Source organism: Bacillus sp. SRB3LM, from assembly GCF_015712745.1.
Taxonomy (GTDB): Bacteria; Bacillota; Bacilli; order Bacillales; family Bacillaceae_G; genus Bacillus_A; species Bacillus_A thuringiensis_K.
In genome coordinates, this window is the sequence record NZ_VWVQ01000045.1 from 281,467 (window position 1) to 292,500 (window position 11,034).

Genomic DNA, 11,034 nt, shown 5'->3' on the forward strand with positions numbered 1-11,034 from the left:
CACTAAACTTATTCACAGTGGATAAGTTTAGTGTTTTTTTAGTTATCCACATCTATTTTTCGCTCAAAAAAACCGGCACTCATTTGAGCAACCGGTCATTTAGGAGATATTACAACATGCCGATGTGGTTCATTTCCTTCAGAAGTTGTATTGATACCTTGATGATTTGATAATGCCTGATGAATAATTTTTCGTTCAAAAGATGGCATCGGTTCTAAAATAACTCTTTTTTTCGTATTAAATACTTGTTTGGCTAATCGATAAGAAAGTGATTCTAACGTACTTTTTCTTTTACTACGATAATTTTCAGCATCTAGTGTAATACCGATATACTGCTTCGTGTTACGATTCGCGACAAGTTTTGTTAAATACTGTAAAGAGTTCAATGTATTACCTCTTTTCCCTATTAAAACACCTACATCATCACCAGAAATTGTAAATTCGATTTCGCGTCCTTTTACAATTTTACTAATCTCAACTTCCACACCCATATCGTGAATAACATTTCTTAAATATTCTTCACATTCTTGAATTGGATCTTTCTTCAATACAACTTCTACTACTGCAGGGCGATTCCCAAATAAACCTAAGAATCCCCTTTTACCCTCATCGACAATATTTATATCTACTCGATCTTTTGATGTATTTAATTGCCTTAAAGCATCCTCTACTGCCAGCTCGACTGTTTGTCCTTTAGCAGTAATTACACTCACTTGCTTGAGCCTCCAGCTTTACCAGCCTTACTAGCCTTAATCTCTGGCCCTTTAATAAAGTACATTTGAGCAATACCAAAGATATTACCAACAACCCAGTAAAGTGATAATGCAGCTGGGAAGTTAATTGCAAAGATTAAAATCATAATCGGCATAAGCCAAAGCATCATTGCCATTTGTGGATTTTGACCAGCTGTTCCTGCCATTGCAAGCTTTTGCTGAATAAATGTCGTAATTGCTGCAACGACCGGTAAGATATAAAACGGGTCTGCATGTCCTAAATCGAACCATAAGAAACTATGTTGTTTAATTTCAGCTGTTCTCATAATTGCATGATAAAAAGCGAACAGAATTGGCATTTGAATAAAGATTGGTAAACAACCAGCTAATGGATTTACACCATTTTTTTGGTATAACTGCATCATTTCTTGCTGCAGTTTTTGCTGTGTCGCTTGATCTTTAGAGCTATATTTCTCTTTTAACTTCACCATTTCCGGTTGTAACGCTTGCATCGCTTTCGTACTCTTCGTTTGTTTAATCATTAATGGTAATAACGCAAAACGAATGATAAGAGTCGTAACAACAATTGCTAAACCATAATTACTGTTAAATAAGTTTGCAAAATACGTGATTAACTGAGAAAGCGGGTATACGAAGTATTCATTCCAAATTCCAGTGCTTTTTGGTGTAATTGGCTGATTTACTTCACTACAGCCAGCAGTAATCGCCATTAATGCAATAAGCATGGCTAGTAAACCTAATTTCTTTTTCAAAGCCTACTCCTCCTTGTATCGGTATGTATATAGTGTAATTCATTTCCTTACGCTACTTTTTTATTCTTTTCATACCAGAGCGTTTAAAGACATGAATTAAGCTTTTCTTTACTTCTTCATATGTCATCTCTGCACAAGGCTTCCTTGCTATTATAACAAAATCTTTTCCAGAATCTATCTCATCTTTTAACTCTGTAATAGCCTGACGAATCATGCGCTTAATTCGATTACGAACTACTGCATTTCCTATTTTCTTGCTAACAGAAAGGCCGATGCGAAAGTTTGGCTGTTCTTCTTTACCTAATTGGTATACAACAAACTGACGATTCGCATTTGATTTTCCTTTTTGAAAAACCGCCTGGAATTCATCATTCTTCTTTATACGATGTTTTTTCTTCATATCAATTGACACTCCTGTATTTCATCAGCGGAAATTCACTATTATTAGAAAAAAAGACCACTGAACGATCAGTGGTCTACGCAGATAATACTTTTCTTCCTTTACGACGACGAGCTGCTAGCACTTTACGTCCGTTCGCTGTGCTCATACGGCTGCGGAAACCATGTACTTTGCTGCGCTTACGTTTATTTGGTTGGTAAGTTCTTTTCATTATATGACACCTCCCTGAGGAATATCTGTTAAAGACAGTCCTATAAATTATAGTTAATCAACTAGGAAAATGTCAATGGTTCTAGAAATTTTCATCAAATATTCATTTTGAACCTATTCACATACTTTTTCACAGCACCTATATTTCCTTGTGGATAAATGTTTTTTATATCCACAAACTTTTTTCACACTTTTACACAGTATATCGTGTTGTGGACAAGTTTATTCCACAAGGTATTGATTTTGTGGATAACTTTCTTAAATTCATTGCTATAGCCACTTTTTTTTGATATTATAGTTGTGTTTTCACTTTGAATAAGTTTTCCACATCTTTATTTTATCCACAATTTGTGTATAACATGTGGACAGTTTTAATCACATGTGGGTAAATAGTTGTCCACATTTGCTTTTTTTGTCGAAAACCCTATTTCATATACAAACGACGTTTTTAGGTTTTAAAATACGTTTCGTATAAATATACATTTTATATTTATTGGGTTGTACATTTGTTGCGCAACCTTATTCTTTTACCAACTTAGTAAAGGAGGGACACCTTTGGAAAATATCTCTGATTTATGGAATAGTGCCTTAAAAGAATTAGAAAAAAAGGTAAGCAAGCCTAGTTATGAGACATGGTTAAAATCCACAACAGCTCATAACTTGAAGAAAGACGTATTAACGATTACAGCTCCAAATGAATTTGCTCGTGACTGGCTAGAATCTCATTACTCTGAACTAATTTCAGAAACACTATACGATTTAACAGGGGCAAAATTAGCAATTCGCTTTATTATTCCCCAAAGTCAAGCTGAAGAGGACATTGATCTTCCTCCAGTTAAGCCGAATCCAGCACAAGATGATTCAGCTCATTTACCACAGAGCATGTTAAATCCAAAATATACATTTGATACATTTGTTATTGGCTCTGGTAACCGTTTTGCCCATGCAGCTTCATTAGCTGTAGCTGAGGCGCCAGCTAAAGCGTATAATCCACTCTTTATTTACGGGGGCGTTGGACTTGGAAAGACGCATTTAATGCACGCGATTGGTCATTATGTAATTGAACATAATCCAAATGCAAAAGTTGTATATTTATCATCAGAAAAATTTACAAATGAATTTATTAACTCTATTCGTGATAATAAAGCTGTTGATTTTCGTAATAAATATCGCAACGTAGATGTTTTATTGATAGATGATATTCAATTTCTTGCTGGAAAAGAACAAACTCAAGAAGAGTTTTTCCATACATTTAATGCATTACACGAAGAAAGTAAACAAATTGTAATTTCTAGTGATCGACCACCAAAAGAAATCCCGACTTTAGAAGATCGTCTTCGTTCCCGCTTTGAATGGGGACTCATTACAGATATTACGCCGCCAGATTTAGAAACACGAATTGCGATTTTACGCAAAAAAGCAAAAGCTGAAGGGCTTGATATACCAAATGAAGTTATGCTTTATATCGCAAATCAAATTGATTCAAATATTCGTGAATTAGAAGGTGCACTTATCCGAGTTGTAGCTTATTCATCTTTAATTAATAAAGATATTAATGCTGATTTAGCAGCTGAAGCACTTAAAGATATTATTCCAAATTCTAAGCCGAAAATTATCTCTATTTATGATATTCAAAAAGCTGTCGGGGACGTTTATCAAGTGAAATTAGAAGATTTTAAAGCGAAAAAACGTACAAAATCAGTTGCGTTTCCTCGCCAAATTGCAATGTATTTATCACGCGAGCTTACAGATTCCTCTTTACCAAAAATAGGTGAAGAATTTGGTGGACGTGATCATACAACAGTTATCCATGCCCATGAAAAAATCTCTAAACTACTAAAAACCGATACGCAATTACAAAAGCAAGTTGAAGAAATTAATGGTATTTTAAAGTAGTAGCTGAATAGTGTGAATAACTTACCTTGTTTTACGCACAGTCTATCCACATGTAGATAGACTGTTTTTACATCCTTTAGAGGGGTTATCCACATATCCACAAGTCCTATTACTATTACTACTATTTTTTATCTTTATTAATTAAATAAAATCTTATACTTACCGGAGGTTTTTCTTTATGCGTTTTACAATACAAAAAGACTATCTTGTAAGAGGTGTACAAGATGTAATGAAGGCAGTTTCTTCTCGTACAACAATCCCAATCCTTACGGGAATTAAAGTTGTAGCTACTGAAGAAGGGGTTACATTAACAGGAAGCGATGCTGATATTTCTATTGAATCGTTTATTCCAGTCGAAGAAGATGGAAAAGAAATCGTAGAAATAGCTCAATCAGGAAGCATTGTTTTACAAGCAAAATATTTTAGTGAGATTGTAAAAAAACTACCTAAAGACACTGTCGAAATTTCTGTGGAAAATCATTTTATGACAAAAATAAAATCTGGAAAATCAGAGTTTAACTTAAATGGTTTAGATTCTGCAGAATATCCGTTATTGCCACAGATTGAAGAACATCATGTATTTAAGATACCAACAGATTTACTTAAGCATATGATCAGACAAACTGTATTTGCAGTTTCTACTTCTGAAACAAGACCAATCTTGACAGGTGTAAACTGGAAGGTATATAACAGCGAGTTAACTTGTATTGCAACAGATAGTCATAGACTGGCACTTCGAAAAGCAAAAATTGAAGGACATAATATTGCAGATGAGTTCCAAGCTAATGTTGTTATTCCAGGTAAGAGCTTAAATGAATTAAGTAAAATTTTAGATGAGTCTGAAGAAATGGTAGATATCGTTATTACGGAGTATCAAGTATTATTCCGTACAAAACATTTATTATTCTTCTCAAGATTGTTAGAAGGAAATTATCCTGATACGACACGTTTAATTCCGGCAGAGAGTAAAACGGATATTTTTGTGAATACAAAAGAATTCCTACAAGCAATTGATCGTGCTTCACTATTAGCAAGAGATGGCCGCAATAACGTTGTTAAATTATCAACTTTAGAGCAAGAAATGCTAGAGATTTCTTCGAATTCACCAGAAATCGGAAAAGTTGTCGAAGAAGTACAATGTGAAAAAGTAGATGGAGAAGAGTTAAAAATATCTTTTAGTGCAAAATATATGATGGATGCATTGAAAGCTTTGGATAGTACAGAGATTAAAGTTAGCTTTACTGGGGCGATGAGACCGTTCTTAATTCGTACAGTAAATGATGATTCAATTATTCAATTAATTTTACCGGTTCGTACTTACTAGGTAAGGAATAAGGGTTGCTAGTTTAAAGATGCTAGTGGCCCTTATTTGATTTTTGGGTATTACTTTCCTAATGCTAGTTTATTTAGTACAATGAAAGAATGAACACTTTCAGAAAGTGAGCGATTTTATGAAACGTATTAAAATTTCAACAGAGTATATTACACTAGGACAATTTTTAAAGTTAGCTGATGTAATTGATACAGGTGGCGCTGTAAAATGGTTTTTACAAGAATATGAAGTGTACGTGAACAACGAACTTGAAAATAGAAGAGGTCGCAAACTATATGCGAATGATGTTATTGAAATTCCAGGAAGCGGAACTTTCCAAGTTCAGGCATAAAGGGGGAGCCCTTTGTTTATTTCAGAAATACAATTAAAAAACTATCGCAATTATGAAAAATTAGAGCTTTCCTTTGAAGATAAGGTAAATGTAATTATCGGCGAAAATGCACAAGGGAAAACAAATTTGATGGAAGCTATTTATGTTTTAGCGATGGCGAAATCTCATAGAACCTCTAATGATCGCGAACTTATCCGCTGGGATGAAGATTTTGGTCAAATAAAAGGGAAATTACAAAAAAGAAACAGTTCTTTGTCTTTGGAATTAAATATTTCGAAAAAAGGTAAAAAGGCAAAATTAAATCAACTTGAACAACAAAAGTTAAGTCAATATATTGGCGTGATGAACGTTGTCATGTTTGCCCCAGAAGATTTAAATCTTGTAAAAGGAAGCCCTCAAGTAAGAAGACGCTTTTTAGATATGGAATTAGGACAAATAGCTCCTGTATATTTGTATGAATTAAGTCAATATCAAAAGGTGCTCACGCAACGAAATCACTTGTTGAAAAAAATGCAAGGGAATAGTAAGAATGAGGAAACGATGTTGGATGTATTTACACTTCAACTAATTGAGCATGGTGCGAAGATACTGCAAAAACGTTTTGAATTTTTGCATTTGCTACAGGAATGGGCAGCTCCAATTCATCGAGGTATAAGCCGTGGATTAGAAGAGTTAGAAATTGTCTATAAACCAAGTGTAGATGTATCAGAATCAATGGATTTGTCGAAAATAAAAGAAGTATACTATGAAAGTTTTCAATCTGTGAAACAACGTGAAATTTTCCGTGGTACGACTTTAATTGGTCCTCATCGTGACGATTTACAATTCTTCGTTAATAGTAAAAATGTTCAAGTCTTTGGTTCGCAAGGACAACAACGAACGACCGCACTATCCCTAAAATTAGCTGAAATTGAATTGATTTATTCAGAGGTTAAAGAATATCCAATCCTTTTGTTGGATGATGTTTTATCAGAATTAGATGATTATCGTCAATCACATCTTTTAAATACAATTCAAGGAAAAGTGCAAACATTTGTTACAACGACGAGTGTCGACGGAATTGAACACGAAACATTAAAAGAAGCGAAAACAATTCATGTAACGAACGGCACTGTAGATTGTGAAATAGATAGGGAATAACCCCTGTTTAAATGGAAAAGTAGGTGATCTTTGTGTCAATGGAACAAAAGCAAATGCAAGAAAATGCATATGATGAAAGTCAGATACAGGTGCTTGAAGGACTAGAGGCAGTTCGGAAACGCCCTGGTATGTATATTGGATCTACAAGTGGAAAAGGGCTTCACCATCTTGTGTGGGAAATCGTAGATAATAGTATTGATGAAGCACTTGCAGGTTATTGTGATGAAATTACTGTTAGTATCGAAGAAGATAATAGTATTCGTGTAACGGATAATGGGCGTGGTATTCCAGTTGGTATACAAGAAAAAATGGGACGTCCAGCTGTAGAAGTTATTATGACTGTTCTCCACGCCGGTGGTAAATTTGGCGGTGGCGGTTATAAAGTTTCCGGTGGTTTACATGGTGTTGGGGCATCGGTTGTAAATGCTCTATCAACAGAACTAGAAGTATTTGTACATCGTGAAGGTAAAATTCATTACCAAAAATACGAAAGAGGTATTCCGGTTGCGGATTTAAAAGTCATTGGTGACACAGATCAAACAGGAACAATAACTCGGTTTAAACCAGATCCGGAAATTTTCCAAGAAACAACAGTATACGATTTTGATACGCTAGCAACTCGTATGCGTGAATTAGCGTTTTTAAATCGTAATATTAAATTAACAATTGAAGATAAACGTGAACATAAGCAAAAGAAAGAATTCCATTACGAAGGTGGAATTAAATCATACGTTGAGCATTTAAATCGCTCAAAACAACCAATTCATGAAGAGCCTGTGTACGTAGAGGGTTCAAAAGATGGTATTCAGGTTGAGGTTTCTCTTCAATATAACGAGGGATACACAAATAATATTTACTCATTTACGAATAACATCCATACGTATGAAGGTGGTACACATGAGGTAGGTTTTAAGACAGCTTTAACTCGTGTAATCAACGACTATGGTCGTAAAAACAGCATTTTAAAAGATGCGGACAGTAATTTAACTGGTGAGGATGTTCGTGAAGGTTTAACAGCAATTGTATCAATTAAGCATCCAAATCCACAATTTGAAGGACAAACGAAGACAAAACTTGGGAATAGTGAAGCAAGAACGATTACAGAGTCTGTATTCTCAGAGGCATTTGAAAAGTTCTTACTAGAGAATCCTAATGTAGCGCGAAAAATTGTAGAAAAAGGTACGATGGCTGCACGTGCACGTGTAGCTGCGAAAAAAGCGCGTGAATTGACACGTCGAAAGAGTGCGTTAGAAGTTTCAAGTTTACCTGGTAAATTAGCTGATTGCTCTTCGAAAGATCCAGCAATTAGTGAAATTTACATCGTAGAGGGTGACTCTGCCGGTGGATCTGCAAAACAAGGACGCGATCGTCATTTCCAAGCAATTTTACCGTTGAAGGGTAAAATTATTAATGTTGAAAAGGCACGCTTAGATAAGATTTTATCAAATGATGAAGTTCGTACAATTATTACGGCGATTGGTACAAATATTGGTGGAGACTTCGATATTGAAAAAGCACGCTATCATAAAGTTATTATTATGACCGATGCCGATGTTGATGGTGCGCATATTCGTACCCTATTATTAACGTTCTTCTATCGTTATATGCGTCAAATAATTGAGTGTGGATATATATATATCGCACAACCACCTTTGTTTAAAATACAACAAGGTAAAAAAATTCAATATGCTTATAATGATAACGAACTTGAAAAAATATTAGCTGAGCTACCGGCCCAGCCAAAACCAGGAATTCAACGTTATAAAGGTCTTGGAGAGATGAATCCAACTCAGCTATGGGAGACGACAATGGATCCAGAAGTACGTTCGTTACTTCAAGTTTCTCTTCAAGATGCAATAGAAGCAGACGAAACGTTTGAAATTTTAATGGGTGATAAAGTGGAACCACGTCGTAACTTTATTCAAGAGAATGCAAAATACGTGAAGAACCTTGATATTTAAATGAGTAATGACAGGAATCTAAGTATTCCTGTCTTCTACATATAAATCAATGTATGTGTAACGGAAATGTAAGAGGAGGTGCTCGTTGATGTCAGACAATCAACAACAAGCACGAATTCGAGAAATTAATATTAGTCATGAAATGCGTACCTCATTTTTAGATTACGCAATGAGTGTTATCGTATCTCGTGCATTACCAGATGTTCGTGATGGGTTAAAACCTGTACATCGCAGGGTTTTATATGCGATGAATGATTTAGGAATTACAGCTGATAAAGCGTATAAGAAATCAGCACGTATTGTCGGTGAAGTAATCGGTAAGTATCACCCTCATGGTGATTCAGCCGTTTATGAAACAATGGTACGTATGGCGCAAGATTTTAGTCAACGTTATATGCTTGTAGATGGGCATGGTAACTTCGGTTCTGTAGATGGAGATTCAGCAGCGGCAATGCGTTATACAGAGGCAAGAATGTCTAAGATTTCTATGGAATTAATACGTGATATTTCAAAAAATACAATTGATTATCAAGATAACTATGATGGTTCCGAAAGAGAACCGATAGTATTACCAGCGCGTTTCCCTAATTTATTAGTAAACGGTACAACAGGTATTGCTGTTGGTATGGCAACAAATATACCGCCGCATCAGCTTGGCGAAGTAATTGATGGTGTGCTGGCATTAAGTCATAATCCTGATATTACTATCGCGGAATTGATGGAATATATTCCCGGTCCAGACTTTCCGACGGCAGGTTTAATTTTAGGAAGAAGTGGAATTCGAAGAGCTTATGAAACAGGTCGCGGTTCCATTATGCTTCGTGCTAAGGTTGAAATTGAAGAGAAGTCAAACGGTAAACAATCTATTATCGTAACTGAACTACCTTATCAAGTTAATAAGGCACGATTAATTGAAAAAATCGCAGAATTAGTTCGCGATAAGAAAATTGAAGGTATTACAGATTTACGTGATGAATCAGATCGTAATGGTATGCGTATTGTCATGGAAGTACGTCGTGATGCTAATGCAAACGTACTATTAAACAATCTATACAAACATACAGCGCTTCAAACGAGTTTCGGTATTAATATGTTGTCTCTTGTAAATGGAGAGCCACAAGTACTAAATTTAAAACAAAATCTATATCATTATTTAGAGCATCAGAAGGTAGTAATTCGTAGACGTACTGCTTATGAATTAGAAAAAGCAGAAGCACGTGCTCATATTTTAGAAGGATTACGAATTGCTTTAGATCATCTTGATGAAGTAATTACGTTAATTCGTAGTTCAAAAACGGCAGATATTGCAAAGCAAGGCTTAATGGAACGTTTCGGTTTAAGTGAAAAACAAGCGCAAGCGATTTTAGATATGCGTCTGCAACGCTTAACTGGATTAGAACGTGAAAAAATTGAGCAAGAATATCAAGACTTAATGAAGTTAATTGCTGAATTAAAAGCGATTTTAGCAGATGAAGAGAAAGTTCTTGAGATTATTCGTGAAGAATTAACAGAAGTAAAAGAACGTTTCAATGATAAGAGACGAACAGAAATTACAATTGGCGGTATGGAATTTATTGAAGATGAAGATTTAATTCCTGAACAAAACATTGCGATTACGTTAACTCATAACGGTTATATTAAGAGGTTACCAGCTTCTACGTACAAAACACAGAACCGTGGGGGACGTGGTGTGCAAGGGATGGGTACGAATGATGATGACTTTGTTGAACATTTATTAACAACGTCTACTCATGATCATATTTTATTCTTTACAAACAAGGGTAAAGTATACCGTACGAAAGGATATGAAATTCCAGAGTATAGTCGTACTGCAAAAGGACTACCAATTATTAACCTATTAGGGGTAGATAAGGGTGAGTGGATTAACGCTATTATTCCGATTCGTGAATTTGGTGACGATCAGTTCTTATTCTTTACGACAAAACAAGGGGTTTCTAAGAGAACGCCACTTTCATCATTTGCAAATATACGTACAAATGGTTTAATTGCAATTTCTCTTCGTGAAGAGGATGAGGTAATATCTGTACGTTTAACATCGGGTGATAAGGATATTATTGTCGGGACAAGTAACGGTATGCTAATTCGTTTCAATGAACAAGATGTTCGTTCTATGGGACGTAATGCTGCAGGTGTTAAAGCTATTACGTTGGGCGATGAAGACCAAGTTGTAGGTATGGAAATTGTCGAAGAGGATGTAAATGTTCTAATTGTAACGAAAAATGGTTACGGAAAGCGTACACCGATTGATGAATACCG

10 protein-coding genes (1 of these 10 only partly in view) are annotated in these 11,034 nt (G+C 35.2%); 6 read left to right on the forward strand and 4 right to left on the reverse strand.

Translation table 11 applies throughout. From position 1 onward, the window contains the following. Positions 1 to 95 precede the first annotated feature (95 nt). The 4 genes from jag to rpmH all read right to left on the reverse strand — a co-directional run bounded on the left by jag (position 96) and on the right by rpmH (position 2,097). The gene (gene jag, locus F3I02_RS19075) at positions 96 to 713 is read right to left on the reverse strand and encodes an RNA-binding cell elongation regulator Jag/EloR (protein WP_000111513.1); all 618 of its coding nucleotides are present in this window, start codon (positions 711 to 713) and stop codon (positions 96 to 98) included. Further along, entirely contained in the window at positions 710 to 1,486 is a 777-nt protein-coding gene (gene spoIIIJ, locus F3I02_RS19080; protein ID WP_000727734.1) for a YidC family membrane integrase SpoIIIJ, read from the reverse strand. Before spoIIIJ ends, jag begins: the two co-directional genes overlap by 4 nt. A gap of 52 nt (positions 1,487 to 1,538) precedes the next feature. Further along, a complete protein-coding gene (gene rnpA, locus F3I02_RS19085; protein WP_046945235.1) occupies positions 1,539 to 1,886 on the reverse strand; it encodes a ribonuclease P protein component in 348 nt (115 codons plus the stop codon). A 76-nt stretch (positions 1,887 to 1,962) separates the two neighbouring features. Next, complete coding sequence (gene rpmH, locus F3I02_RS19090) at positions 1,963 to 2,097, reverse strand: 50S ribosomal protein L34 (protein ID WP_000831901.1); 135 nt, start codon at positions 2,095 to 2,097, stop codon at positions 1,963 to 1,965. A gap of 554 nt (positions 2,098 to 2,651) precedes the next feature. On the opposite strand from rpmH, the gene dnaA reads away from it, so the two are divergent. From dnaA to gyrA, 6 genes are all read left to right on the forward strand, one after another. Continuing rightward, positions 2,652 to 3,992, forward strand: coding sequence for a chromosomal replication initiator protein DnaA (dnaA, locus tag F3I02_RS19095; protein WP_000428017.1), 1,341 nt, complete (start codon positions 2,652 to 2,654; stop codon positions 3,990 to 3,992). A 178-nt stretch (positions 3,993 to 4,170) separates the two neighbouring features. After that, entirely contained in the window at positions 4,171 to 5,316 is a 1,146-nt protein-coding gene (gene dnaN / locus F3I02_RS19100; RefSeq protein ID WP_001212884.1) for a DNA polymerase III subunit beta, read from the forward strand. Positions 5,317 to 5,443: 127 nt separating this feature from the next. After that, positions 5,444 to 5,656, forward strand: coding sequence for a S4 domain-containing protein YaaA (gene yaaA, locus F3I02_RS19105; RefSeq protein ID WP_000821364.1), 213 nt, complete (start codon positions 5,444 to 5,446; stop codon positions 5,654 to 5,656). Positions 5,657 to 5,668: 12 nt separating this feature from the next. Continuing rightward, positions 5,669 to 6,796, forward strand: a complete 1,128-nt coding sequence (recF, locus tag F3I02_RS19110) for a DNA replication/repair protein RecF (RefSeq protein ID WP_000470745.1) — start codon at positions 5,669 to 5,671, stop codon at positions 6,794 to 6,796. A gap of 38 nt (positions 6,797 to 6,834) precedes the next feature. Beyond that, on the forward strand, positions 6,835 to 8,757 hold the full coding sequence (gyrB, locus tag F3I02_RS19115) for a DNA topoisomerase (ATP-hydrolyzing) subunit B (RefSeq protein ID WP_196478301.1): 1,923 nt from the start codon (positions 6,835 to 6,837) through the stop codon (positions 8,755 to 8,757). An 88-nt stretch (positions 8,758 to 8,845) separates the two neighbouring features. Then, a protein-coding gene (gene gyrA, locus F3I02_RS19120) for a DNA gyrase subunit A (protein WP_001282864.1) crosses the window boundary here: on the forward strand, positions 8,846 to 11,034 show its 5' portion. Its footprint extends 283 nt past the window's final position; only the first 2,189 of its 2,472 coding nucleotides appear in the window; its start codon is at positions 8,846 to 8,848; its stop codon lies off the right edge, out of view.